Origin of the sequence: Pseudomonas sp. NPDC090208, assembly GCF_044746785.1 — a bacterium.
Taxonomy (GTDB): Bacteria; Pseudomonadota; Gammaproteobacteria; order Pseudomonadales; family Pseudomonadaceae; genus Aquipseudomonas.
The window spans coordinates 103,559-129,548 of the sequence record NZ_JBIVCU010000010.1; the positions used below are offsets into that span (position 1 = coordinate 103,559).

21 protein-coding genes and 1 pseudogene are annotated in these 25,990 nt (G+C 60.7%); 17 read left to right on the forward strand and 5 right to left on the reverse strand.

Annotation, left to right across the window (positions count from 1 at the left end):
• Positions 1-94: 94 nt before the first annotated feature.
• The 15 genes and pseudogenes from serC to fabF all read left to right on the forward strand — a co-directional run bounded on the left by serC (position 95) and on the right by fabF (position 18,645).
• The gene (serC, locus tag ACIPL0_RS17715) at positions 95-1,180 is read left to right on the forward strand and encodes a 3-phosphoserine/phosphohydroxythreonine transaminase (protein ID WP_400592175.1); all 1,086 of its coding nucleotides are present in this window, start codon (positions 95-97) and stop codon (positions 1,178-1,180) included.
• A complete protein-coding gene (gene pheA / locus ACIPL0_RS17720; protein ID WP_400592172.1) occupies positions 1,180-2,274 on the forward strand; it encodes a prephenate dehydratase in 1,095 nt (364 codons plus the stop codon). The genes serC and pheA overlap by 1 nt, the downstream gene beginning before the upstream one ends.
• Positions 2,275-2,472: 198 nt before the next feature.
• A complete protein-coding gene (gene hisC, locus ACIPL0_RS17725; protein WP_400592169.1) occupies positions 2,473-3,585 on the forward strand; it encodes a histidinol-phosphate transaminase in 1,113 nt (370 codons plus the stop codon).
• 40 nt (positions 3,586-3,625) lie between these two features.
• Positions 3,626-5,833 (forward strand): bifunctional prephenate dehydrogenase/3-phosphoshikimate 1-carboxyvinyltransferase, encoded by a 2,208-nt coding sequence (locus ACIPL0_RS17730; RefSeq protein WP_400593890.1) that lies wholly within the window; start codon positions 3,626-3,628, stop codon positions 5,831-5,833.
• Entirely contained in the window at positions 5,830-6,519 is a 690-nt protein-coding gene (gene cmk / locus ACIPL0_RS17735) for a (d)CMP kinase (protein WP_400592166.1), read from the forward strand. The genes ACIPL0_RS17730 and cmk overlap by 4 nt, the downstream gene beginning before the upstream one ends.
• 121 nt (positions 6,520-6,640) lie before the next feature.
• Positions 6,641-8,326, forward strand: a pseudogene (gene rpsA, locus ACIPL0_RS17740) (30S ribosomal protein S1).
• A 267-nt stretch (positions 8,327-8,593) separates the two neighbouring features.
• Complete coding sequence (ihfB, locus tag ACIPL0_RS17745; protein WP_037011901.1) at positions 8,594-8,893, forward strand: integration host factor subunit beta; 300 nt, start codon at positions 8,594-8,596, stop codon at positions 8,891-8,893.
• 18 nt (positions 8,894-8,911) lie between these two features.
• Entirely contained in the window at positions 8,912-9,148 is a 237-nt protein-coding gene (locus ACIPL0_RS17750) for a lipopolysaccharide assembly protein LapA domain-containing protein (protein ID WP_400592158.1), read from the forward strand.
• Positions 9,149-9,396: 248 nt separating this feature from the next.
• The gene (locus tag ACIPL0_RS17755; protein ID WP_400592155.1) at positions 9,397-10,845 is read left to right on the forward strand and encodes an MBL fold metallo-hydrolase RNA specificity domain-containing protein; all 1,449 of its coding nucleotides are present in this window, start codon (positions 9,397-9,399) and stop codon (positions 10,843-10,845) included.
• A gap of 213 nt (positions 10,846-11,058) precedes the next feature.
• Entirely contained in the window at positions 11,059-12,432 is a 1,374-nt protein-coding gene (locus tag ACIPL0_RS17760; protein WP_400592152.1) for a phosphomannomutase, read from the forward strand.
• A gap of 257 nt (positions 12,433-12,689) precedes the next feature.
• Positions 12,690-13,706: a glycosyltransferase family 4 protein gene (locus tag ACIPL0_RS17765; protein WP_400592150.1), complete on the forward strand. Its 1,017-nt coding sequence runs from the start codon at positions 12,690-12,692 to the stop codon at positions 13,704-13,706.
• 107 nt (positions 13,707-13,813) lie between these two features.
• A complete protein-coding gene (locus tag ACIPL0_RS17770) occupies positions 13,814-15,808 on the forward strand; it encodes a polysaccharide biosynthesis protein (RefSeq protein ID WP_400592147.1) in 1,995 nt (664 codons plus the stop codon).
• 198 nt (positions 15,809-16,006) lie between these two features.
• Positions 16,007-16,339, forward strand: a complete 333-nt coding sequence (locus ACIPL0_RS17775; protein WP_400592144.1) for a ComEA family DNA-binding protein — start codon at positions 16,007-16,009, stop codon at positions 16,337-16,339.
• Positions 16,340-16,524: 185 nt separating this feature from the next.
• On the forward strand, positions 16,525-17,328 hold the full coding sequence (locus ACIPL0_RS17780) for an SDR family NAD(P)-dependent oxidoreductase (RefSeq protein ID WP_400592141.1): 804 nt from the start codon (positions 16,525-16,527) through the stop codon (positions 17,326-17,328).
• A gap of 42 nt (positions 17,329-17,370) precedes the next feature.
• Positions 17,371-18,645, forward strand: a complete 1,275-nt coding sequence (fabF, locus tag ACIPL0_RS17785) for a beta-ketoacyl-ACP synthase II (RefSeq protein WP_400592138.1) — start codon at positions 17,371-17,373, stop codon at positions 18,643-18,645.
• A gap of 44 nt (positions 18,646-18,689) precedes the next feature.
• Here the strand turns inward: fabF and ACIPL0_RS17790 are convergent, their stop codons facing one another.
• The 5 genes from ACIPL0_RS17790 to ACIPL0_RS17810 all read right to left on the reverse strand — a co-directional run bounded on the left by ACIPL0_RS17790 (position 18,690) and on the right by ACIPL0_RS17810 (position 23,378).
• A complete protein-coding gene (locus ACIPL0_RS17790; RefSeq protein WP_400592136.1) occupies positions 18,690-19,256 on the reverse strand; it encodes a TetR/AcrR family transcriptional regulator in 567 nt (188 codons plus the stop codon).
• 254 nt (positions 19,257-19,510) lie between these two features.
• Positions 19,511-20,275, reverse strand: a complete 765-nt coding sequence (gene dsbG, locus ACIPL0_RS17795; protein WP_400592133.1) for a thiol:disulfide interchange protein DsbG — start codon at positions 20,273-20,275, stop codon at positions 19,511-19,513.
• Positions 20,272-21,108, reverse strand: coding sequence for a prolipoprotein diacylglyceryl transferase family protein (locus ACIPL0_RS17800; protein ID WP_400592130.1), 837 nt, complete (start codon positions 21,106-21,108; stop codon positions 20,272-20,274). Before ACIPL0_RS17800 ends, dsbG begins: the two co-directional genes overlap by 4 nt.
• On the reverse strand, positions 21,108-22,868 hold the full coding sequence (gene dsbD / locus ACIPL0_RS17805) for a protein-disulfide reductase DsbD (protein WP_400592127.1): 1,761 nt from the start codon (positions 22,866-22,868) through the stop codon (positions 21,108-21,110). The genes ACIPL0_RS17800 and dsbD overlap by 1 nt, the downstream gene beginning before the upstream one ends.
• A 249-nt stretch (positions 22,869-23,117) precedes the next feature.
• Positions 23,118-23,378, reverse strand: coding sequence for a DUF2790 domain-containing protein (locus ACIPL0_RS17810; RefSeq protein ID WP_400592125.1), 261 nt, complete (start codon positions 23,376-23,378; stop codon positions 23,118-23,120).
• 244 nt (positions 23,379-23,622) lie between these two features.
• Here ACIPL0_RS17810 and ACIPL0_RS17815 point away from each other — a divergent pair, with 244 nt between their 5' ends.
• Complete coding sequence (locus ACIPL0_RS17815) at positions 23,623-24,306, forward strand: response regulator (RefSeq protein WP_400592123.1); 684 nt, start codon at positions 23,623-23,625, stop codon at positions 24,304-24,306.
• The gene (locus ACIPL0_RS17820) at positions 24,303-25,631 is read left to right on the forward strand and encodes an ATP-binding protein (RefSeq protein ID WP_400592120.1); all 1,329 of its coding nucleotides are present in this window, start codon (positions 24,303-24,305) and stop codon (positions 25,629-25,631) included. The genes ACIPL0_RS17815 and ACIPL0_RS17820 overlap by 4 nt, the downstream gene beginning before the upstream one ends.
• Positions 25,632-25,990 lie beyond the last annotated feature (359 nt).

Genomic DNA, 25,990 nt, shown 5'->3' on the forward strand with positions numbered 1-25,990 from the left:
CCTCTTGGCTTTGGCCAGTACTGTAATCGGGCGCCGGCTCTGGCGCGTGGCTACAGCGGTTTTGAATTCAACGAGTTACATGACGAGAGTGGATATGAGCAAGCGAGCCTTTAACTTCTGCGCTGGTCCCGCCGCGCTTCCCGACGCTGTGCTGCAGCGTGCCCAGGCCGAAATGATGGACTGGCGTGGCAAGGGCTTGTCAGTCATGGAAATGAGTCATCGCAGCGACGACTACACGGCCATTGCCGTCAAGGCCGAGCAGGACCTGCGTGACCTGCTGTCCGTCCCGTCCAATTACAAGATCCTGTTCCTGCAGGGTGGCGCCAGCCAGCAGTTCGCCGAGATTCCGCTGAACCTGCTGCCGGAAAACGGTACCGCCGACTACATCGAGACCGGTATCTGGTCGAAGAAGGCCATCGAAGAAGGCCGTCGTTTCGGCAACATCAACGTGGCTGCCAGCGCCAAGCCTTACGACTATCTGGCCATTCCCGGTCAGAACGAGTGGAACCTGAGCAAGAACGCGGCGTACGTCCACTATGCGTCCAACGAGACCATCGGCGGCCTGCAGTTCGACTGGGTACCGGAAACCGGCGACGTTCCTTTGGTCGTCGACATGTCCTCCGACATCCTCTCGCGTCCGATCGATGTATCGCAGTACGGCCTGATCTATGCCGGCGCGCAGAAGAACATCGGCCCGAGCGGCCTGGTGGTGGTGATCGTCCGTGAGGATCTGCTGGGTCGTGCCCGCAGCAGTTGCCCGACCATGCTCGATTACAAGATCTCGGCCGACAACGGTTCGATGTACAACACCCCGGCGACCTATTCCTGGTATCTGTCGGGTCTGGTGTTTGAGTGGCTCAAGGAGCAGGGCGGTGTCGAGGCCATGGAGCAGCGTAACCGGGCCAAGAAAGATCGCCTGTACAGCTTCATCGACGCCAGCGAGTTCTACACCAACCCGATCAGCCACAACGCCCGTTCGTGGATGAACGTGCCGTTCCGTCTGGCTGACGAGCGTCTGGACAAGGCTTTCCTGGCTGGCGCCGATGCGCGCAACCTGCTCAACCTCAAGGGTCACCGTTCGGTGGGCGGCATGCGCGCGTCGATCTACAACGCCCTGGGTCTGGACGCCGTCGAGGCGCTGGTGGCCTACATGGCTGAATTCGAGAAGGAACACGGCTGATGTCTGAACAAGAGCTCAAGGCGCTGCGGGTTCGCATCGACAGCCTGGACGAAAAGGTCCTGGAGCTGATCAGCGAACGCGCTCGCTGCGCGCAGGAAGTGGCGCGCGTGAAGATGGCCGGTCTGGCTGAAGGCGAAGAGCCGGTTTTCTACCGCCCGGAACGTGAAGCAGCGGTGCTCAAGCGGGTCATGGAGCGTAACCGTGGCCCGTTGAGCAACGAGGAAATGGCGCGTCTGTTCCGCGAAATCATGTCCTCGTGCCTGGCACTGGAGCAGCCGCTCAAGGTCGCCTATCTGGGCCCGGAAGGCACTTTCACCCAGGCCGCTGCGCTCAAGCACTTCGGTCATGCGGTGATCAGCAAGCCGATGGCAGCCATCGACGAAGTGTTCCGCGAAGTGGCGGCCGGTGCGGTCAATTTCGGCGTGGTGCCGGTGGAGAACTCCACCGAAGGTGCGGTCAACCACACGCTGGACAGCTTCCTCGAACACGACATGGTCATCTGTGGCGAAGTCGAGCTGCGTATTCACCACCACCTGCTGGTGGGCGAGAACACCAAGACCGACAGCATCAGCCGCATTTACTCCCACGCCCAGTCGCTGGCCCAGTGCCGCAAGTGGCTGGACGCGCATTACCCGAATGTGGAGCGCGTAGCGGTTTCCAGCAACGCCGAAGCGGCCAAGCGGGTGAAGAGCGAGTGGAACTCTGCCGCCATTGCTGGCGATATGGCGGCCAGCCTGTATGGCCTGACCCGCATTGCCGAGAAGATCGAAGACCGTCCGGACAACTCGACGCGCTTCCTGATGATCGGCAATCAGGAAGTGCCGCCGACCGGTGACGACAAGACCTCGATCATCGTGTCGATGAGCAACAAGCCTGGCGCGCTGCATGAACTGCTGGTGCCTTTCCACGAGAACGGAATCGACCTGACCCGTATCGAGACCCGGCCTTCGCGCAGCGGTAAATGGACCTACGTGTTCTTTATCGACTTCGTCGGTCACCACCGCGATCCATTGATCAAGGCGGTGCTTGAACGGATCAGCCAGGAGGCGGTGGCACTCAAGGTGCTCGGCTCCTATCCGAAAGCGGTGCTCTGACGATTCTGATTGGTCGTCGCAAGGCTTGCGGGTGTGGCGTCCTTGAATGCGTCACCCCCGGCAAGCCGGACTGCTGCAGCGGAAGCGGTGCAGCACGAAAACCGTAGCAGTACGGCTTGCCGGCGGTGGCGTAAGGGAGGTCACCCACGTTGGCAGGGCTGCTATGGGATCTACGTTTTATAAGAGGTTAAGCGGTACATGAGCGGCGACTTCCTCACGTTGGCACAGGCCGGCGTGCAAAAACTTTCGCCTTACGTTCCCGGCAAGCCGGTGGACGAACTGGCGCGCGAGTTGAACATCGATCCGGCCAGCATCATCAAGCTGGCCAGCAACGAAAACCCGATGGGCGCCAGCCCCAAGGCGTTGCAGGCGATCACTGCTGCGCTGGCAGAGCTGACCCGTTACCCCGACGGTAATGGTTTCGATCTCAAGCAACGGTTGTCCGAGCTGTGCGGCGTCAAGCCGAATCAGGTGACCCTGGGCAACGGTTCCAACGACATTCTCGAAATCGTCGCCCGTGCCTACCTGGCGCCAGGACTGAATGCGGTGTTCAGCGAGCACGCGTTTGCGATCTATCCGATTGTCACCCAGGCAGTCGGCGCGAGCGCGCGCGTAGCCAAGGCGAAAGACTGGGGGCACGACCTGCCAGCCATGCTCGCGGCCATCGACGGCAATACCCGGGTCGTGTTTATCGCCAACCCGAACAACCCCACCGGTACCTGGTTCGGTCCGCAGGCACTGGCTGACTTCCTCGCCGATGTGCCAAAGGACGTGCTGGTGGTGCTGGACGAGGCCTACATCGAATACGCCGAAGGCGCCGAGCTGCCGGATGGCCTGAATTTCCTGGCGGACTACCCGAACCTGCTGGTGTCGCGGACCTTCTCCAAGGCCTACGGCCTGGCGTCGTTGCGCGTCGGCTACGCCCTGTCCTCGCCGGTGGTCGCCGATGTACTCAATCGCGTGCGCCAGCCGTTCAACGTCAACAGCCTCGCACTGGCTGCTGCCTGCGCTGCGCTAGATGATGTCGAATACGTGGCTGAAAGTCGTCGCCTGAACGAAGCCGGCATGCAGCAGATGGAAGAGGGTCTGCGGCAGATGGGGCTGACCTGGGTGCCGTCGAAGGCCAACTTCATCGCCGTCGATCTCGGGCGCGAAGCCGCGTCGGTGTATGACGGCCTGCTGCGCGAGGGTGTCATCGTGCGTCCGATCGCTGGCTACGGCATGCCCAATCACCTGCGGGTCAGCATTGGCCTGCCGGGCGAAAACAGCCGCTTCCTCGAAGCATTGAACAAGGTTCTGGCGCGTGGTTGATGTCATCGCTGATGTCACGGCAGTGCAATCCGCGCCGCCTATGATCGGCCGCCTGGTGGTGGTCGGTCTCGGTCTGATCGGGGGCTCGTTCGCCAAAGGCTTGAAAGAAAGCGGCCTGTGTCGCGAAGTCGTCGGCGTCGATCTTGACCCGCAATCGCGCAAGCTGGCCGTCGAACTGGGTGTCGTCGACCGCTGTGAAGACAATCTTGCTGCCGCCTGTGTCGGTGCCGACGTCATTCAGTTGGCCGTGCCGATCCTGGCCATGGAAAAACTGCTGGGCGTGTTGGCGACACTCGATCTGGGTGATGCTGTGCTGACCGATGTCGGCAGCGCCAAGGGCAATGTCGTGCGCGCCGCGCGGGAGGCGTTCGGCGCCATGCCGGCGCGTTTCGTGCCGGGCCATCCGATTGCAGGGTCCGAGCAGAGCGGGGTGGAAGCGTCCAATGCGTTGTTGTTCCGTCGGCACAAGGTGATCCTCACGCCGCTGGCAGAAACCGATCCGGCTGCTCTCGCGCTGGTGGACCGCATGTGGTCGGCGCTGGGTGCCGATGTCGAGCACATGCAGGTCGAGCGCCACGACGAAGTGCTGGCGGCGACCAGCCATCTGCCGCATCTGCTGGCGTTCGGCCTGGTGGACTCGCTGGCCAAGCGTAACGAAAACCTCGATATCTTCCGCTATGCCGCTGGCGGTTTCCGCGATTTCACGCGGATTGCCGGCAGCGATCCGGTCATGTGGCACGACATCTTCCTCGCCAATCGCGAGGCGGTGCTGCGTACCCTGGACACGTTCCGCAGCGACCTCGATGCGTTGCGCGACGCCGTCGATGCTGGAGATGGTCATCAATTGCTCGGTGTGTTCACCCGTGCGCGGGTGGCGCGTGAGCATTTCGGCAAGATCCTTGCGCGCCGCGCTTACGTCGAAAAGACCGAAAGCCGCGATTTGACGTTTGTTGCCCAGCCGGGCGGCAGTGTTTGCGGGCAGATTCGCGTGCCCGGTGACAAGTCGATTTCCCACCGTTCGATCATGCTGGGCTCGCTGGCGCAAGGCGTCACCGAAGTCGAAGGCTTTCTCGAAGGTGAAGACGCCCTGGCAACCTTGCAGGCGTTCCGCGACATGGGTGTGGTCATCGAAGGGCCGCATCATGGCCGTCTGACCATCCATGGCGTTGGCCTCAACGGTTTGAAACCCGCGCCGGGGCCGATCTATCTGGGTAACTCCGGTACTTCGATGCGCTTGCTGGCTGGTCTGCTGGCGGCGCAGCGTTTCGACAGCGTGCTGACGGGCGACGCGTCCCTGTCGAAGCGGCCGATGGCGCGGGTGGCTGATCCTTTGCGACAGATGGGTGCGGTCATCGAAACTGCCGCCGAAGGGCGCCCGCCGCTGACCATTCGTGGTGGTCGGCGCTTGCATGGCATTGATTACGTCATGCCGGTGGCCAGTGCTCAGGTCAAGTCCTGCCTCTTGTTGGCAGGGCTCTATGCCGATGGCGAAACCACGGTCACCGAGCCTGCGCCGACCCGCGATCACACCGAACGCATGTTGCGTGGCTTCGGTTATCCGCTGGCGGTCGACGGTGCATCGGCATCGATCCGTGCCGGTGGCGAACTCAAGGCGGCGCGGATCGAAGTGCCCGCCGATATTTCCTCGGCGGCATTCTTCCTGGTCGCGGCATCGATTGCCGACGGCTCCGACCTGCTGTTGGAGCACGTCGGAATCAACCCGACCCGCACCGGCGTCATCGATATCCTGCGTCTGATGGGGGCTGATATCACCCTGCAGAACGCCCGCGAAGTGGGTGGTGAGCCGGTGGCTGATCTGCGTGTACGGCATGCGAAGCTCAAGGGCATCGAGATCCCCGAAGCACTGGTGCCACTGGCCATCGATGAATTCCCGGTACTGTTCGTGGCCGCCGCCTGTGCCGAAGGGCGCACGGTGTTGCGCGGCGCCGAGGAGTTGCGCGTCAAGGAGTCCGATCGCATCCAGGTCATGGCCGATGGTCTGACTGTGTTGGGTATCAAGGTTGAACCGACCGCCGATGGCCTCATTATTGAAGGTGGCAGTATCAGCGGTGGTGAGGTAGACGGGCGCGGCGATCACCGCATCGCCATGGCTTTCAGTGTCGCTTCGTTGCGCGCGACGGCCCCGATTCGTATTCGGGACTGCGCCAACGTGGCGACTTCTTTCCCCAATTTCCTGGCGCTGTGTGCCCAGGTGGGTATTCGTGTAGCGCAAGAGGGGCAATCGTGAAAGTTCAAGCTCCGGTCATTACGATCGACGGACCTAGCGGTTCCGGAAAAGGGACGGTAGCCGGATTGCTGGCCAAGCGTCTGGGGTGGTGTCTGCTGGATTCGGGCGCGTTGTATCGTCTGCTGGCGTTCGCGGCGAGCAATCATGGCGTCGACCTGACCAACGAAGAATCGCTGAAACTGTTGGCAGCGCATCTGGATGTGCAGTTCGAGGCGGCGACTGACGATCACGGTCAGCGCATCATTCTCGAAGGCGAGGATGTCACCCTGGCGATCCGTAACGAAACGGTCGGCAGCGGTGCGTCGCAGGTCGCTTCGTTGCCGGCAGTGCGTGAAGCCTTGCTGCAACGGCAGCGTGCATTTCAGGAATTTCCAGGCCTGATCGCCGACGGCCGCGACATGGGCACCGTGGTGTTTCCAGCCGCGCCATTGAAGATTTTCTTGACCGCCAGCGCCGAGGAGCGCGCCCGACGCCGATATTTGCAGTTGAAGGCCAAGGGGGACGATGTTAGTCTGTCGAGTCTGCTAGATGAGATACGTGTCCGTGACGAACGTGACACCCAGCGAGCGGTAGCCCCGCTCAAGCCGGCGCAAGACGCCATCCAGCTGGATTCCACCGAATTGTCCATCGAGCAGGTGCTGGAACGCATCCTGAGTGAAGTCGCCCTTCGCGATCTCGCTGGATGACCAGAAAGCCGTGCGGGAGACCAGTCAATGTTCCGCAGGCTTTCTTTCATATGAACGAAACCCACGTTGTCTGGAGCGTGGCAGATAGGCGGATACTTCGCCTTTATCAACAGGAATTAAAATGAGCGAAAGCTTTGCAGAACTTTTTGAAGAAAGCCTGAAAACCCTCAATCTTCAGCCGGGTGCCATCATCACCGGTATCGTTGTCGACATCGACGGCGACTGGGTTACCGTTCACGCTGGCCTGAAGTCCGAGGGCGTCATCCCGCTCGAGCAGTTCTACAACGAAGCTGGCGAGCTGACCATCAAGGTCGGTGACGAAGTCCACGTTGCGCTGGACGCGGTCGAAGACGGCTTTGGCGAAACCAAACTGTCCCGCGAAAAAGCCAAGCGTGCTGAGTGCTGGATCGTTCTGGAAGCGGCTTTCGCAGCTGAAGAAGTGGTCAAGGGCGTTATCAACGGTAAGGTTAAAGGCGGCTTCACTGTCGACGTTAACGGCATCCGTGCGTTCCTGCCAGGTTCTCTGGTTGACGTCCGTCCAGTGCTCGACTCCACGCACCTGGAAGTCAAAGAGCTGGAATTCTAGGTCATCAAACTGGACCAGAAGCGCAACAACGTTGTCGTTTCCCGTCGCAGCGTCCTGGAAGCCGAGAACAGCGCCGAGCGCGAAGCTCTGCTGGAATCCCTGCAGGAAGGCCAGCAAGTCAAAGGTATCGTCAAGAACCTCACCGACTACGGTGCGTTCGTCGACCTGGGCGGCGTCGATGGCCTGCTGCACATCACCGACATGGCCTGGAAGCGCATCAAGCATCCATCGGAAATCGTCAACGTTGGCGATGAGATCGATGTAAAAGTCCTGAAGTACGATCGCGAGCGCAATCGTGTTTCCCTGGGCCTGAAGCAACTGGGCGAAGACCCATGGGTTGCTATCAAGGCACGTTACCCAGAAGGTACTCGCGTGACTGCACGCGTTACCAACCTGACCGACTACGGCTGCTTCGCTGAGCTGGAAGAAGGCGTTGAAGGTCTGGTACACGTTTCCGAAATGGACTGGACCAACAAGAACATCCACCCATCGAAAGTCGTTCAGGTTGGCGATGAAGTGGAAGTCATGGTTCTGGACATCGACGAAGAGCGTCGTCGTATCTCCCTGGGCATCAAACAGTGCAAGTCGAACCCATGGGAAGACTTCTCTGGCCAGTTCAACAAGGGCGACAAGATCTCCGGCACCATCAAGTCGATCACCGATTTCGGTATGTTCATTGGTCTGGACGGCGGCATCGACGGTCTGGTTCACCTGTCGGACATCTCCTGGAACGAAGTCGGCGAAGAAGCCGTACGTCGCTTCAAGAAGGGCGACGAGCTGGACACCGTAATCCTGTCGGTTGACCCAGAGCGTGAGCGTATCTCGCTGGGTATCAAGCAACTGGAAAGCGATCCGTTCTCCGAGTACGTCACTGCCAATGACAAAGGCGCTATCGTTCGCGGTACCGTCAAGGAAGTTGACGCCAAAGGCGCCATCATCACTCTGGCCGACGACATCGAAGCTACTCTGAAAGCCTCCGAAATCAGCCGTGACCGCGTTGAAGACGCGCGTAACGTCCTGAAAGAAGGCGAAGAGATCGAAGCCAAGATCATCAGCGTTGACCGTAAGAGCCGTGTGATCAGCTTGTCCATCAAGTCGAAAGACGTTGAAGACGAGAAAGAAGCGATTCAGAGCCTGCGTAGCAAGCCTGACACCGCAGAAAACACTGGTCCTACCACTCTGGGTGACCTGCTGCGTGCTCAAATGGAAAAGCAGAACTGAGTTCTGTCTGACCATTGAAAAAGGGCGACTTCGGTCGCCCTTTTTTGTGGGCGCAGCATTTTCCTCCTGCCTCAACGTTTCCACAGTTTCTGCCCCAAACTGGTTCAAACAGCGCCAGGCCGCAGCCTGCAAGGCTTGCGCAGGCTAATGGCATCCTGCCTGGTGTGGCCTTTCACATAAGTGGGGGCGCAGGCTGTTCAAATTCATCCGGTCGTGCTAAAACCTTCAAAGCGCTTTACCTAGCTGCTTGAAAAAGAAGGGAAAAATATGACGAAGTCGGAGTTGATCGAACGAATTGTCACCCATCAAGGACTGCTCTCATCCAAGGATGTGGAGCTGGCCATCAAGACCATGCTTGAGCAGATGTCGCAATGTCTGGCCACGGGCGACCGTATTGAAATACGGGGCTTTGGCAGCTTTTCCCTGCATTACCGCGCACCGCGCGTGGGACGCAACCCTAAAACCGGACAGTCCGTCAGCCTCGACGGCAAGTTCGTTCCTCATTTCAAACCCGGCAAGGAACTGCGCGATCGGGTGAACGAAGAGGAGGAGCACGAGCTCCAATAGCCGTTAGAGGAGCTATCGATGCGAAACCTGAAGCGCATAATCTTTTTTGTGATCGTTCTGCTGGTTGTAGTGGCGACGATCGTGTTCATGCTGGAAAACCGGCAGCCTGTGTCGCTGGTATTTTTCGGCTGGTCGAGCCCTGAGTTGTCAGTTGCGATTCCGGTCATTCTGGCGCTGCTGCTGGGGATGGCAATCGGGCCGCTGCTTGCCTGGGTTGCTCGCCTGCGTAGAAAGCCGAAGGCTCGTCTGGTCTGAAGGACCGTCGTTTGGGTCATGATCAGGGTGTCCGGTGGTGGATACCTGACCCGAGCGCAATCTCCACCGCTATGCCGTCGTTGGCCCTCTCTTTGCGGCTTCCGGTTGATTGCGCGCGCCCGTTTTATCCTTCCTCGAAAATATGTCCGGATGCTTCGGTAAAATCCGGCAAAACCATACTGGCTGAACCGATTCCCCAACCCCGCTAAGCTGCCGCGCTTTTCCAGACAGCAGCGAGAGGGAGTCTCATGACCCAATACCCGGAAGTCGTTCATCACGGCGCGGATAATGGTGTAACCGGTTCGTGTCATCAGCTGCAGATGGATGCAGCACATAGTCTGTTGATCGACTGCGGCATGTTTCAGGGTGTCGAAGCCGAACTGCGCGAGCGCTTGGGCGAGTTTGGCGGCTTTCCTGAGTCGGCACTGCAAAGCATCAAGCTGATGATCCTGACCCACGTGCATGCCGATCATGTCGGGCGCTTGCCTCAATTGCTGGCAGCCGGCTTCAAGGGGCCGATTCTATGCAGCGAACCGTCGGCGCAACTTTTGCCGCTGGTGCTGGAGGACGCGTTCAGGCTGGAGCACGGGCACGATCCGTCGCAGGTCGCGCGTTATCTCAAGCTCGTTGAAGAACGTGTCATTGCCGTTCCCTTTGCGACCTGGTTTTCCGTGGTGGCCACGGCAGATCTGCAGTGCCGTATCCGCTTGCAGCGCGCGGGCCATATCCTCGGTTCGGCCTATGTTGAAGTGGACATCGAGTATCCGCTGGAGCAGCGCAACCGTCGGGTGGTTTTCTCCGGAGACTTGGGGTCGTCCCATACGCCGATTCTGCCCAGCCCGAAATCGCCGGAACGGGCGGATCTGCTGATACTGGAAAGCACCTACGGCGACCGCCTGCATGAAGATCGTGCCACCCGGCAGCAGCGGCTCGAAACGGTCATCGAGCGTGCGCTGGCCGACCATGGCACTGTGTTGATTCCGGCCTTCAGTCTGGGGCGCACTCAGGAACTGTTGTACGAAATCGAAGACATTCTCCATCGCAAGGCACTGCTGACGCCGATTGCTGACCCTCCATCGACGGACCGCTCGCTGCCGGTCAACTGGCCGCAGTTACCGGTCATCCTCGATTCTCCGCTGGCCAGCCGCCTGACCCGGGTTTACCAGTCATTTGACGACATTTGGGACACCAACGCCCGCGAACGTTTGTCGAAGGGGCGTAAACCGCTGGGGTTTGAGCAGTTGATTACCATCGACAGCCATGCGCAGCATCTGCAAACGGTGAATTACCTCGCCAGCACAGGACGTCCGGCCATTGTCATTGCTGGCCACGGCATGTGCGCGGGTGGGCGCATCGTCGATTATCTGAAAGCCATGCTCGGCGATGAGCGGCACAACGTGGTCTTCGTTGGTTATCAGGCGAAAGGCACCCCCGGCGCCGCCATTCAGACCCATGGACCGAAAGGCGGGTATGTCGAGCTGGATCGCGAGCGTTATCCGGTTCGTGCCGGGGTGGAAACCATCGGCGGTTACTCGGCTCACGCCGATCAGGGCGAACTGCTGGCGTTCGTCACCGGCATGCAGGAGTGGCCGTCTGCGATCCGGCTGGTCCACGGCGAGGCGCGCGCGAAGAAAAGGCTGGGGCAACTGCTGGAGAGCCGATATGCCGGGCAGCAGCGCCGGCTAAACCTGCTTTAATGGCTCTGGATGGCCGGTTTACAGCAGTTTTTTGAGGACTGCATCGTAGATTCTGAAGATAATCACCGCGCTTCAGACAACCAATCTGTTTTTTCACTGCCTAACCCTCGCCTCTAGCGTGCCATGCGCGAGGGTTGCGCGCAGTTCACGGAGTGAACTGCTTTTCATGAACAGAGAAGCCTCAGGGTTTTTTCGTCGCATAGGTTCCTACACATGAATCCCGTCTATCCCGCTATCCAGACCCGCTGCTTCAAAGCCTACGACATCCGTGGCCAGGTCCCCAATGACCTGGATGCCGACATTGCCTACCGCATCGGACGCTCCATGGTCGTGGAGCTGGGGGCCAAAAATATCGTGGTCGGCAGAGACATGCGTCTCGAAAGTCCTGCCCTGGCTCAGGCTCTGATCACCGGCATTCAGGATGCTGGCGCCGATGTGATCGATATCGGTCTGTGCGGAACCGAAGAAGTGTATTTCGCCACCAGTCACTACGTCGCCGATGGTGGTGTGATGGTGACGGCCAGCCACAACCCCAAGGGTTACAACGGCATGAAGCTGGTGCAGCGCGAGTCTCGCCCGATCAGCGGCGACACTGGCCTGGATGCCATTCGTCAGCGTGTCGATGCCGGTGATTTCGGCGAGGTGGCCGCACACAAGGGCGGCATCAAATCGGCGCCGGACAAGACCGCCTACATTCAACACCTGCTCGGTTATGTCAAAGGCGCCGACCTGCGTCCGTTGAAGATTCTCGCCGACCCGGGTAATGGCGCGGTCGGGCCTGCGCTGGAGGCGATCAAATCGCAACTGCCGTTCGAGTGGGTGATCATCAACGGCGAACCGGATGGCAACTTCCCCAACGGCGTGCCTAACCCGTTGCTCCCCGAAAACCGCAGCATCACCCGCGAAGCGTTGCTCAAGCATGGTTGTGACCTGGGCCTGGCCTGGGATGGTGATTTCGACCGCTGCTTCTTCTTCGATGAGCGTGGCCGTTTCGTCGAGGGTTATTACCTGGTGGGCCTGCTGGCCGAAATGCTGCTCAAGCAGCACCCGGAATCGAAAATCATCCACGACCCGCGCCTGACCTGGAACACCATTGACCAGGTAAACCTGGCTGGCGGCACGCCAGTGCTGTGCAAGACCGGTCATGCTTTCATCAAGGAACGCATGCGCAAGGAAGATGCGGTCTATGGCGGCGAGATGAGCGCGCACCATTATTTCCGCGATTTTGCCTACTGCGACAGCGGCATGATCCCGTGGCTGCTGGTGACCGCTCTGATGTCGGTGTCCGGCAAATCGTTCTCGCAACTGGTCGATGAGCGCATGGCGGCTTACCCATGCAGCGGCGAAATCAACTACAAGGTCGATGACGTCAAGGCCATTCTGGGCAAGGTACTGGCGCACTACGAGCCGGAAGCGGCCAATATCGACAGAACCGACGGTATCAGCGTCGAATTCGCCGATTGGCGCTTCAACTTGCGCGGTTCCAACACTGAGCCTCTGCTGCGTCTGAACGTCGAAAGCCGATGTGATCCACAGTTGGTCGAGAGCAAGGTCAAGGAAATCGAAAGCTTGTTGAAGGCTGGCTGATAGCGCTGTGCAGGCCTCCGGATGCAACGTCCGGAGGTCGCTTGCCTGAAGGTTATCGGCGCTTTTTCAGCCGGGTTCCATGTTATCTTTCGTCCCGTTTTTTATTCTTGAAGCGTTGTCGTTGCCGGCGGTTCCGTGATCGGAAGTTGCTGTGACGTGGCGACGATAACAAGGGTGTTGAAGGCCTGCTGTATTGAAGTCGTACTCATCCGGCAGCTGAGAAACAGAACAACCGGATTTTAACGACGGAACAAAGCATGAATTATGGTTGGTTGGCAGTTGTAGTCCTTGGCGTTTCACTGGCGCTGACCTATTGGCTGCGACGTTATGCACTGCACAAAAGCCTTTTGGATATTCCCAACGGCAGAAGTTCACACACGGTTCCGACCCCGCGTGGCGGAGGTGTGGCCATCGTGCTGGGATATCTGCTGGCGCTGGTGGTCATGTTCTGCGGCAATGCCCTGGATGCGCCAGCATTCCTCGCGCTATTCGGTGGCGGGCTTGCCATCGCAGCCCTCGGTTTTCTCGACGATCACGGTCATGTGGCGGCGCGCTGGCGTCTTTTGGGCCATTTTCTCGCTGCGGCGTGGGGTCTGTACTGGCTGGGCGGCCTGCCGCCATTGTCGGTCTTCGGCGTGGTGCTGAACCTCGGTTTGCTGGGAGATGTATTGGCCGCGTTCTATCTGGTCTGGTTGCTCAATCTTTATAACTTCATGGATGGCATCGACGGTATTGCCAGTGTCGAGGCGGTCTGCGTCTGTTTCGGTTCGGCGATCATCTATGCATTGAACGGTTTTGCTTCCGATATCTGGTTACCGGTATTGCTCGCCAGTGCCGTGGCCGGCTTTCTGTATTGGAACTTTCCACCGGCGCGGATTTTCATGGGCGATGCCGGCAGCGGCTTTCTCGGCATTGTTCTGGGGCTATTGTCATTAAAGGCGGCGTCGATTTCCTCGCAGTTCTTCTGGGCATGGCTTATTCTTCTCGGGGTTTTCATCGTAGACGCTACAGTTACCCTCATTCGTCGACTCGTCCGAGGCGACAAGGTCTATGAGGCTCACCGAAGTCATGCTTACCAGTTTGCGTCGCGCAGATATGGCAAGCACCTTCCCGTGACGTCCGCAGTCGGTGTAATCAATTTAGTGTGGCTCCTGCCCGTGGCCTTGTGCGTCACGCAGTACGGACTGGATGGAGTCGTGGGGGTTATCGTCGCTTACGTCCCATTGGTCATCCTGGCGATCAGGTTTGAGGCCGGAGCGCTCGAAAAAAATTGAAGGCAGACCGGCAGTTGCCTTCTTGTCGGTGCAAAACTTGCGTAGGGCAGGATCTAACACCGGTGTTTCAAGGTCGATAGGAGTTAGAACTCGTGGGCGAGGGATACATGGACAAGTTGCGCGGAATGCTGCTGGCGCTGCCGCGCCGGCAAAAGCGGGTGATACAGGTTGCCACCGACGTGTGTCTGGTCTGGTTCGCCTTGTGGATGGCTTTCGTCGTCCGGTTGGGTATCGATGACCTGATCAATCCGCTCGAAGTCCACACCTGGCTGTTCATCAGCGCACCGATCGTGGCGATTCCGCTGTTCATCCGCATCGGCATGTATCGCGCGGTGATGCGTTATTTCGGTAACGATGCGCTGGTTGCGATCATCAAGGCCGTCAGCCTGTCGGCCCTGATTCTCGGGGTGGTGGTGTACCTGTACAGCAACCACCAGCGTGTCGTGCCCCGTTCGGTGATGTTCAACTACTGGTGGCTCAGTCTGGTGATGATCGGTGGGCTGCGCCTGGCGATGCGTCAGTATTTTCTCGGCGACTGGTTCTCGGCCGCCCAGCATGTGCCTTTCGCCAACCGTGACGACGGTCTGCCCAAAGTGGCGATATACGGTGCCGGAGCGGCGGGCAATCAATTGGTGGCGGCGCTGCGCATGGGGCGTTCGATGCGTCCGGTGGCCTTCATCGATGACGACGACTCGATTTCCAATCGGGTGATTTCCGGCTTGCAGGTCTACAAGCCCAAGCACATCCAGCAGATGATCGACGTGACGGGGGCGCAGGAAATTCTCCTGGCCATCCCTTCTTCGGCCAGAGCGCGTCGCCGGGAAATCCTCGGCTTCCTTGAAGGATTCCCTCTGCACGTGCGTAGCGTGCCGAATTTTTCCGATCTTGCTGCCGGCCGGGTCAAGGTCGACGACCTTCAGGAAGTCGACATCGCCGACCTGTTGGGACGTGACGCGGTGCCGGCCCAGGACGAACTGCTGGAACACTGCATCAAGGACAAATGCGTACTGGTAACGGGTGCAGGCGGCTCGATCGGGTCGGAACTGTGCCGGCAGATCGTGCTGCTCAAACCGACCACGCTGCTGTTGCTGGATCACAGCGAGTTCAACCTGTACACCATCCTTTCCGAGCTGGAGCGCCGGGTTTCGCGCGAATCGTTGAAAGTGAAGGTGCTGCCGATTCTCGGCTCGGTGCGCAATCACGCCAAGCTGCTGGATGTGATGAAGACCTGGAAGGTCGATACCGTTTACCACGCGGCCGCCTACAAGCATGTGCCGATGGTTGAGCACAATATCGCCGAAGGCGTGCTCAACAACGTGGTGGGCACGGTCAATGCAGCGCAGGCGGCGTTGCAGGCCGGCGTCGCCAACTTCGTGCTGATCTCGACGGACAAGGCCGTACGGCCGACCAATATCATGGGCAGCACCAAGCGCCTGGCCGAACTGACACTGCAGGCGCTGAGCCGCGAAACCGCACCGGTGATGTTCGGCGACAGGGCCAATGTGCATCAGGTCAACAAGACGCGCTTCATCATGGTGCGCTTTGGCAACGTGCTCGGTTCCTCCGGCTCGGTGATTCCGCTGTTCCATCAGCAGATCAAATCCGGTGGCCCGATCACCGTCACGCATCCGAAAATCACCCGTTACTTCATGACCATTCCCGAGGCCGCGCAACTGGTGATTCAGGCCGGTTCCATGGGGCAGGGCGGTGATGTATTCGTTCTGGACATGGGCGAGCCAGTGAAAATCATCGAACTGGCGGAGAAAATGGTGCATCTGTCCGGCCTGAGCATCCGTTCGGACAAGAATCCTCACGGCGATATCGCCATCGAGTTCACGGGGCTGCGGCCTGGTGAAAAGCTTTATGAGGAGCTGCTGATCGGTGACAACGTGGCGGCCACTGAACATCCGATGATCATGAGTGCGCAGGAAGACCACCTGCCGTGGGAAACATTCAAGCGCAGCCTGTCACAGCTGCTCAAGGCGCTGGATGACGATGACTACAATCGCGTGCGTCAGATCCTCGGCGACACCGTCAGCGGCTATGCGCCGGAAGGCGAAATCGTCGACTGGATTCATCAGCAGCGCCGTCACGAACCTTGATGCATCTCGCCTTCGACATCTTTGCTTACTGACTGACATTCTCCGCCAATGCGCCGAAAATCCCGTGTTTTCGGCGTATTCACCGCAGTACACATCCCGTCACCTATGCCTGCGTTGACGCTCGATGAGCATCGTCTAGGTTTGGGAAGCAGCTCAGGAATGCTGCTTTCCGAATAACGAAGTCATGGAGCAATGTACATGCGCAGATCTTTCCTCTCTTCTCTGGTTTTCGCCCTGCTGGCCAGCACCTCCGTCGCGGTCACCGCCGCTCCGGCGGGTCCGTCCACCGATACGAAGCCTGCGGTCGTTGCAACGGCTGCGGCTGAAATGGCAGCGAAGGTCAATCTCAACACCGCCAACGCCGAGACCCTGCAGAAGGAACTCTCAGGTATCGGTGCCGGCAAGGCGGCGGCCATCGTCGCTCATCGGGATGAACACGGTGAGTTCACTTCGGTGGACGAACTGATCGAGGTCAAGGGCATCGGCAAGGCTCTGCTGGAAAAAAATCGCGACAGGCTGTCGATCAACTAATCTCATCGTGCTTCTGAAAGACCGATCATTGATCGGTCTTTTTTTTGCCCCCATGAAAGCGCCTCGGGTGGCGTGTGGTGAGCGTGGTGCTTGACACGCTGAATGTCGATCAACATATAATTTTGAAAATTACGCTCGTAATATTGCCCTGACGCTACTCTCACTCATCCCCGGAGAAATGTCCCATGAGCACCAACACCCAAGGCACTGCACTGATCACCGGCGCTTCTTCAGGCATCGGCGCCACTTACGCCAATCGGCTGGCCAAACGCGGTTTCGACCTGCTGCTGGTCGCCCGTGATCAGGCGCGGATGGAGGCCATTGCCGCGGATCTGCGCACCAAGACCTCGGTCAAGGTAGAGGTACTGAAGGCCGATTTGACCAACGCTGGCGATCTGGCGGTCATCGAAAAGCGCCTTCGCGACGACGCGTCGATCACGCTGTTGCTGAACAATGCTGGCGTGGCATCGAGCACCAGCCTCGCCGAAGCCGACATGACCGAAGCCGACCGGCTGATTCAGCTCAACATCGTTGCCCTGACCCATCTGGCGTCGTCGGCCGCTGCCGGGTTCCTGTCTCGTGGACGTGGCGCGATCATCAACATCGCTTCGGTGGTGCCGATGATTCCCGAGCGCTTCAACGCCATCTACGCGGCAAGCAAGGCTTACGTGCTGAGCCTGACGCAATCCCTGAATGCTGAAATCGGCGAGCAGGGCATCCAGGTTCAAGCGGTAATGCCGGGCGCGACCCGCACCGAAATCTGGGAACGCTCGGGCCTGGACATCAATGCCTTCCCGGCGGAAATGGTGATGGACGTCAACGAGATGGTCGACGCGGCGCTGGCCGGCTTCGATCAGAAAGAGCTGGTGACCATCCCTTCGCTGGCCAACGCGGCCGACTGGGATGCCTTCGTCAATGCCCGTCTGGCATTGGGGCCGAATCTGTCGCTGCAACACGCGGCAGCCCGCTACAAAACTTCCGGTGCGTGAGGTTGTGTCTGCTCACGCCATGAACGTTGAAAAGGTGAATGCATGAACGAGCGTCGCATTGTCGTGACGGGAATGGGCCTGGTGACACCACTGGGCAGTGGTGTCGAAACGGTCTGGAAGCGCCTGCTGGAAGGGCGCTCCGGGATCATCCGGCTGCCTGAGGATACCGTCGCCGATCTGCCGGCCAAGGTCGGTGGCCTGGTGCCTTCGCTGGAAGATGACGCCGAAGCCGGTTTCGATGCCGACGCTGCAGCACCGCCCAAGGAACAGAAGAAGATGGACCGCTTCATTCTGTTCGCCCTGGGTGCGGCGCGAGAAGCGATCGAGCAGGCGGGCTGGGCGCCGAAAACCGATGAAGAGCGCGAGCGTACGGCAACCATCATCGGTGCCGGTGTCGGCGGTTTCGTGTCGATCGCCGATGCGGTGCGTACCACCGATTCCCGTGGTCCGAAGCGTCTTTCGCCGTTCACCATTCCATCGTTTCTGGTCAACCTGGCAGCCGGTCATGTGTCGATCCAGCACGGTTTTCAGGGGCCGCTCGGGGCACCGGTCACCGCGTGTGCGGCTGGGGTTCAGGCCATCGGCGATGCGGCGCGGCTGATCCGCAACGGTGAAGCCGATGTGGCGATCTGTGGCGGTGCGGAAGCCTGTATCGACCGCGTGGCCCTCGGCGGTTTCGCTGCTGCGCGGGCGTTGTCGGGCGGCTTCAACGACACGCCGGAACGTGCATCGCGTCCGTTCGATCAGGACCGCGACGGCTTCGTCATGGGCGAAGGTGCCGGCATCGTCGTCATCGAAACCCTGGAGCACGCCCTGGCACGCGGCGCCACGCCAATCGTTGAGCTGGTCGGCTATGGCACCAGTGCCGACGCCTATCACCTTACCGCCGGTCCAGAAGACGGCAGCGGGGCGCGACGCGCGATGCAGGCGGCGATCCGTCAGGCTGGCATTCAGCCGACGCAAATCCAGCACCTCAACGCTCACGCCACCTCGACGCCGGTGGGCGACAAGGGCGAGATGGCGGCAATCAAGTCGGTGTTCGGTGAGCAGAACGCCGTGGCCGTGACCTCGACCAAATCCGCCACCGGGCATCTGCTCGGTGCTGCGGGCGGGATCGAGGCGATTTTCACGGCACTGGCGATTCGTGACCAGATCGCACCGATGACGCTGAATCTGGATAACCCGGACGAAGCGGCGACCGGTATCGACATCGTGCATGGCGAAGCGCGGCCAATGGACATCGAGTATGCGCTGTCCAATGGCTTTGGCTTTGGCGGGGTCAATGCCAGCGTGCTGTTCCGTCGCTGGCATCCGTGATCGGGTGAAGCTTCCCCTGCCGAGGCTGGTAGGGGAGGGTTCGATCAGGCTTTGCCGATCTGCTGCTTGAGCTGCTCACCGGTGGTTTTCAGGATGCGCTCGGCCAGCGCCGGGTCGTGGGCGCTGCGCGACAACACCAGAGCGCCGACCAGGCTGGTCATGATCATCAGGCTCTTGTCGCTGTCTTTCTGGCCTTCCGGCATACCGGCTTCCAGGGTCGCCAGCATGCTGCTGATCAATTCATCGGTGGTCTCGCTGGGTTGACCGCGCTGGCCCATTTCCGAGGACATGGTCGGCAGCGGGCAGCCTTTTTCCGGTTCGTTGCGGTGAGCATCGGACAGGTACAGGTCGATGAAGGCTTCGGTCGAATGATCGCCCGACAGCTTGTCCGCTCTGGATTCGTTCAGCTGATCCACCGCGCAACGCAGGGCTTTTTCGACCAGATCGTCCTTGGATTTGAAATGGGCGTAGAAACCACCGTGGGTCAGGCCCAGCGCCTTCATCAGGGGCTGCAGGCCGGTCGCGCCGATACCGTCACGACGAAAGCGCGCGGCGGCTTCGTTGAGGATGCGCTGATGAGTCTGAGCTTTGTGATCTTCGGCGTAACGCATTGCACGAGCCTCCCGGCTATGGCTCTTGAGATGTTGATCGACATTTTTACACGTATGACAAGTCGATGCAGTATCCACGTTTCGTGCCGGGTTGCCATTGGTCAGATGGTCACAGGGTGATTTGGTGCTGATGCGCAGCCTATGTGTGGGAGCCGGCTTGCTGGCGAATGCGCGGGGTCAGTTGACACTGTGCTGACTGACACGACGGGTTCGCCAGCAAGCCGGCTCCTACGGTTAGTGGTATGCCGGAAGGTCTACTTCGGCCCCATCATCTTCGCCAGAATGTCCGCCCGCGGCGCGCCTTGCTGTTGCTGCAGGTGGCCGTTGGCATCCTTGTAGAAAATCGACGGCGTCGACGACAGGCCCATGTCTTCCATCAGCTTCATGTTGGCGTCGAGCTTGGCCTGGATGTCCTGGGGAATCTTGTCCATGGCCTTGAGCGTGCTGCTTCGGCCGGCCTGCTCGTGTTTTTCCAGAGCCTTTTCCGGGTTGGCGTCGGCCAGCAGGGTCGCGGCCTTGCCGGCGCTGTCCTCGCGGATGACCCCGACCATGATGTGGCGCAGCTGCACCTTGCCGGCCTTGACCCAGGGCCGTGCCTGTTCCCAGAACATGTTGCAGTACGGGCAGTTGGCGTCGCTGAACAGGTAGATCACTCTGGGAGCATCTTTCGCGCCGTCGGCGATCCAGTTGCTGCCTTCCATCTGCGCCCACATCTGCTGGTACATCGGTTGGTAGACCAGCTTCTGCAATGGCGCTTCGCTGAGGTCGCTACCCTTTGCATCGAACAGATTGCCGGCCAGCACATGCTTGCCGTCCGGAGTCAGGTACAACGCCATGCCCTGTTGCTGAACCTCGGCGGCATAGCCCTTGAGCCCGCCCGGTGCGTCGAAGCTGCCTTTGATCACTGCTCCCTTGGCTTCCAGTGCCTTGATCGGTGCGGGCAGTTCGTCGTCGGCGAAGGCGCTTTGCAGTGACAGCAGGCCGACGACGGCGAGTGCGGATACGCGGGTGAAACTCATGGAGTACTCCTTGCAACGGAAGAGGGGACAATGTCGCTGAGGCCGTCCAGGTACTGCTTCAGGCTGGCGCTGGACAATTGACCCAGATGGCTGCCCAGCAGGCGGCCGTCCGGCTGATAAAACAGGGTGGTGGGCAGGGCGGCGGAGCCGATGCGTTTGGCCAGTTCGCCGCTGTCGTCGAACAGCAGGTTGTCCAGATGCAGGCCTTGAGCCGTCAGAAAGGTCGCCACATCGCGGGGGCTTTCGGCCTGATTGACGAACAGAAAGGTCACCTCTGGGTGCGCCTGTTGTGCTGCCGCCAACACCGGCATTTCCCGGCGGCATGGCGGGCACCAGGTGGCCCACAGGTTGATCACCAGCGGCTTGCCCACCAGCTCGTGAAGCCGGACCGGTTCACCTGCCGCGTTGCGCAGGGTCAGTTCCGGCAAACGGGTTTTGGCCTGTTGAGCGTCGAATGCCGCGGTGGTCAGGCCCCAGAACAACAGGCCGCTGAGCACAGCCAGCCCCAGCGCCTTGCGCAGCGCGGGCCGTTGCCAGGCCAGCAACAGCCAGCCGATCAGCACCGCGACAACACCCGCCCAGGGCAGAAACCCGCCGTCACGAATGTCGACGATGTGCAGCAGGTTGTCCCGGTATTGCGTCCAGTAGGCGATCACGAAGGCCAGTCGCGCGATCAGCAGGCCGACGATGAACAGGCTGAACAGCGTACGTTCGGGATTGATCCGCCGCGCCCGGCCACTGAGCCAGCCCACCAGCGTCGCCACGGCCAGCGCCATGAGCAGCAACAGGTGGTTGATCGCCAGCGCGAACGGGCCGAGGGAAAGGCTGAGCATCAGCCGCGCTCCCGGGTGGCTTGCCAGTGAGCGGTGAAAGCTTTGGCATCGACTTCGCCGGTGATGCGCCGGTCGCGACGCTCGGCACTGTCCGGCCCGATCCAGAGCATACTGGGCGGGCCGGGCACCTTGTAGCGGTCCAGCAATTCCTTGCTGGCGGCGTTGTCGGCGGTCACGTCGAGACGCAGCAGGCGCACGCCGTTCAGGGCCTGAAGCACTTCGGGCTGGCCGAAGACTTCCTTCTCCATGATTTTGCAGGACACGCACCAGTCGGCGTAGTAGTCGACCAGCACCCATTGACCGTCTGCCCTGGCGGCGGCCAGTTCGCGGTCCAGTGCTGCCGGGTCCTTGAGCGTTGTAAACGCTTCGCGATGTTCGCTGGATGCCACCGCCCGTGCGCCGCCATAGACCTTCAACGGTTGCCAGGGATCGTCACCGCCGCCGGCAGCGCCGATCAGCATCATGGCGCCCCACAGGCCGAAGATCAGCCCGGCCGGCGCACAGATCAGATAGGCGCGTTTCAGCGTGCGGGTCTGGGCGATGGCGCTGAAGGCGACGAGGATCAACAGTGCACCGAACAGCGCCAGCCACAGGGTCTCGGCCATCAGTGGGCGAACCATGATCAGCGCGGTCGCCAGCAGCAGAAAACCGAACACGCCCTTGACCAGATCCATCCACGCGCCGGGCTTGGGCAGGAAGCGGTTGCCGAGGGTGACCAGCAGCAACAGCGGCAGGCCGATGCCCAGTCCCATGACGAACAGCACCAGCGCACCGTGCAGGGCGTTGCCGCTTTGCGCGATATAGAGCAGGGCACCGGCCAACGGTGCGGTCATGCATGGGCCGACCATCAGCCCCGACAGGGCGCCGAGCACGCCGGCACCGAGCAGGCTGCCGCCCTGACGCTGGCGCCCGGCGTTTTCCAGGCGATCACGCAGGAACGCCGGCAGTTGCAACTCGAAGAAACCGAACATCGGCAGCGAAAGGATCACGAACAGCCCGGCAAAACTGCCAAGCAGCCAAGGCTGTTGCAGGGTCGATTGCAGGTTGCCGCCGAGCAATGCGGCGACCACGCCGAGGCCGGCGTAGACCAGTGCCATGCTCAGCACGTAGGCACTGGCCAGGGCGAAACCGCGCCGTGGGCGGGCGCCGCTGCCGACCACCACGCCCGCCAGAATCGGCAGCATCGGCAGCGAGCAGGGGGTGAAGGCCAGCAACAGGCCCAGGCCGAAGAAAATCAGCAGGCTCCAGCCCAGCGAACGTTGCTGCAAGGTGCTGGCAAGCGCTTGATCCTGTGCCTGACCCGATACAGCGGCTTGTGCCTGATCGTTTGTAGCCTTCGCCACGGCGTCACCCAGATCGACGACCTGGCTTTGCGGTGGATAACAGAGGCCCGCATCGGCACAGCCCTGCCAGCCGACTTTGACTTGCCCGTGGGCCGACGCCGGGATCACCAGTTCCAGCCCCTGGCGATAAACCTGTTGCTGGCCGAAATAGTCGTCGTTGTGCTCTTCACCGGCAGGCAGCGGCGGTTGTTGTGCAGGCGGCAAACCGTCGAACTTGAGGCGTTTCTGGTACAGGTAGTAGCCGTCGGTAATCTGCCAGTACAGGCGGGTTTCTCCCGACTCCAGACGTTCTGAACTGAACACGAACGCTTGCCCGACCGGCAGGAAGTCAGGCTTCTTGTTGAACAGGTCGCCCCCCGGCAGCGCATGGGCCAGCAGCGGGAACAACAGCAGTATCGACAGCAACAACTTGCGCATGTACACACCTTGCAGATCTTCAGTGAGCCGAGGGTGACCGAGTGTAATTAACAGCGGATTAAACCGGCACCTCGACGATACGCTGATTCCGTAGCAGTCCGGGTTGTGCCGAAATCGACCCGACAACACAAAACCCTGTGGGAGGGAGCCCTGCTCGCGAAAGCGGTCTGTCAGTCAACACAGCAATGTCTGATCTGACGCTTTCGCGAGCAGGGCTCCCTCCCACCAAGTACAACATGCTCCGGATAATCAATTGTCCTGCGCACAGCCCTGAGCAATGGTCCGATAATCCACCGCCTGCTTCTGCCCCATCGAATCCAGATAGGTCAGACGTGCATTCACCACACCGCAAGACGCCGAACCTTCATTCACCGACACCACCTTGGCGATGTCCAGGTGATCACCATACATATAGCTGTGTGCTTTGACCGCGTCCGCCGCATTGGCGCCGACAGCGCCCAGGCTCAGAACGGCAAACAGAGAAGCGAGGCTGAGGTTTTTCCAGTTCATGACGTGACTCCTTGCGTTGAGTGGGTGACCGTTTTGAGAGGCTGTGTGCCGTCTCGATGGGTCCCATTTGACGCCCCGCACGTATACCGGATGTGTCGCCGAACCGGCATAAACGCATCCGTGCGTATCCACGGCCGCGCCAGATACACAACGCTACATTTGCCCGTCGAATCGCCCGGCGAACGTGCATAATCGCGCCTTAATCCCATCCTGTTTCACTCGCCTTTTTCGATCGAGGCCGACCATGCACGTATTGCTCTGTGAAGACGACGACCTGATTGCCAGCGGCATTGTCGCTGGCCTGGATGCGCAGGGGCTGACCGTCGACCGAGTGGCGGCGGCCTCGGCGGCGCGGGCGATGCTGGCGGCGGCGCATTTCGATGTGATGATTCTCGACCTCGGCCTGCCCGACGAAGACGGCCTCAAGCTGCTGCGTCAGTTGCGTCAGCAGGGCGTGGAAATTCCGGTGCTGATCCTCACCGCCCGCGACACCGTGACTGACCGTGTCGATGGCTTGCAGGCCGGTGCCGACGATTACCTGCTCAAACCGTTCGACCTGCGCGAGCTGAGCGCGCGCTTGCATACGCTGGTGAGGCGCATGGCCGGGCGCAGTGTCAACGTGATCGAGCACGGCGTGCTGACCTATGACCCAAGCAGCCGGGAGACCCGTCTGGCCGGTCAGCCGGTGGACCTGTCCCGACGTGAGCAGGCGCTGCTGCAGGCGCTGCTCAACAACCACGGCCGGGTGCTGTCCAGCGAACAGCTCAAGGACTGCGTCTACGGTTTCGGCGATGAAGTCGAAAGCAACGCCCTCAACGTGCATATCCATCATCTGCGCCGCAAGCTGGGCGGCAGCATCATCGAAACCGTACGCGGGCTGGGTTACCGGCTCGGTCCGGCCGGTGATCCGTCGGAGCAACAGCCATGATGAGCCTGCGGCTGCGCTTGAGCCTGACCTTGGGTTCGGCGTTCATCGTGATCTGGGTCTTGGCGGCGGCGTGGATGCTGCGCGACCTGCGCACGCAGATGATGGAATCGCTGGATCAGCGTCTGGAGGCCTCGGCGCGAATGGTCGCCGGTCTGCTGGAACAGATGCAGATGCCTGGCAACGGCGAAGGGCGGACCCTCAGCGCCGACGATCTGGGGATCGCCAACGGCATGGCCTGTCAGCTCAGCTCCTCCCGGGGTGAAGTGCTGGCGCGTACCGACAGTTCACCCAAGGAGCCGCTCAAGGCCGACTCCAGTGGCTTTCACGACCAGATGATCGATGGCGACCACTGGCGCGTGTACACCATGCTGCACAACAACGTGCGGGTCAGTACCGCCGACCGCCAGAGCGAGCGCGACCTGCTGGGGCGCTCGGTGTTGCTGGCCGCGTCGGTGCCGGTACTGGTGGCGCTGTTCGGCAGTCTCGGCCTGGTCTGGGTCGGCATCGGTCGCGGGCTGGCGCCGCTCAACCGCATGCGCGATGCGTTGAACCGGCACAGTGCCGACTCCGTCGAGCCGCTGGACGTGCCGAACCTGCCCAGCGAATTGCAGCCGTTGCTCAACAGCCAGAACCAGTTGTTCCTGCGCATCGCCCAGACGCTGGAGCGCGAGCGGCGCCTGACCGGTGATGCCGCCCATGAGCTGCGCAGCCCGCTGACGGCGATCAAGACCCACCTGCAAGTGGCACGCATGACCGAAGGCGAGAAGCGCGACAGGGCGCTGGCCCATGCCGAGGAAGGCGCCGACCGCATGCATCGCACGCTGGAGCAGTTGCTGTTGCTGGCGCGGGTGGAAGGCAGCCTGTCGTTTGATGACGGTGTGCAGTGTGATGCGGAGAAAGTCGCACGGCTGGCGATTCACGATGCCTGCCACGGCGACGAGCAGCGCATCGCCCTGATCCTGCCGACGCAGTTGTCCCGGGCGCCGGTGGAAATGCCAGCGGCGCTGGCGGTCGCGGCCTTGCGCAATCTGCTGGACAACGCCCTGCGCCACGCCCGGGTCGATGCTCAGGTGGAACTGAGCGTGGAAACCTTCGACGGTCAGGCGCATTTTCGCGTGCGCGATCACGGCCCCGGCATTCCCGAGCCGGATCTGGACAAGCTGACCCAGCGTTTCTGGCGCAACGGCAAGAGCCCCGGCGCAGGCCTGGGGCTGGCGATTGTCCAGGCCATCGTCCAGCGCTGCGCCTGCTCGTTGCGTTTCGACAGCCGCAGTGATGGTCTGCGGGTGGAGTTGAGCGTGCCGTTGAGGCGGGTGGAGGGGTGAAGGGCTCCGGATTCCAGGCTGGTAATCCGACTTCGGCGCCGACCGCTGATTTGAAGATAAACATCTGACCTGGGGGAGCGAGCTTGCCCGCGAAGGCGTGGTGTCAGTCATCGAATACGTATCTGGCAGGATGCTTTCGCGGGCAAGCCCGCTCCCACAGAATCGAAGGGCAGAGGCTTTTTGCCTGCGTGAAGTTGTCGCAGTTACCCGTCGGAAACCCGCCATTGTGTGACCATCCCTCCGACAACCCTTTGATTCTGCTCTCTAATCCCGGACAATCGCGGCCCTTTTTCCTGTACAGAACTGGTCAGGGGCGCTGACTGCCGAGCTTTTCGACGCGCTTTTGACCGTGTAGCTAT